The following is a 534-nucleotide window of genomic DNA, read 5'->3' as shown; positions in this document are numbered from 1 at the left end:
GTAAAACGAAAGGCGTTATTTTACCTGAAAAGACATATAAAAGGCCGTCTGAACAAGTATGAAAACGAAATCAACGATTTCTATTTCACTTATTCAGACGGCCTTTATGAAATGACAGTCGGAAATGCTTTCAAATTGTCTGTCGTTTCAATTAAATTTGAAGATCGCCATTGTCCGCACGGATTTGGCGCAGGAATTTTTGTGTCCGCTCATGTTTGGGATGATTGAACAAATCTTGCGGGCTGCCTTGTTCGACAATAACGCCGCCGTCCATCACGACGACGGTGGTTGCCACTTCCAAGGCAAATTTGATTTCATGCGTAACGACAACCATGGTCCAGCCTTCTTGTGCCAATTCCTTCATGGTATCCAAAACATCTTGCACCAATTCAGGGTCAAGCGCGGAAGTTGGTTCGTCAAACAGCATCAGTTCAGGCTGAATCGCCAATGCTCGGGCAATGCCGACGCGCTGCTGTTGACCGCCGGAAAGCTGGTAGGGGTAGAGGTCAATCTTATCGCTCAAACCGACTTTTT

1 protein-coding gene is annotated in these 534 nt (G+C 45.9%); it reads right to left on the bottom strand.

Going from position 1 to position 534, the window contains the following annotated elements; genetic code table 11:
• Positions 1-151 precede the first annotated feature (151 nt).
• Positions 152-534, bottom strand: a 383-nt coding sequence (locus ACTHUM_RS18420; protein ID WP_440403740.1) for an amino acid ABC transporter ATP-binding protein, incomplete at its 5' end; no start/stop codon positions are given.

This window comes from Neisseria sp. P0021.S006, assembly GCF_051956895.1.
Note: the sequence above shows the minus strand (reverse complement) of the source record. Positions and strands in the feature narration are given on the sequence as shown.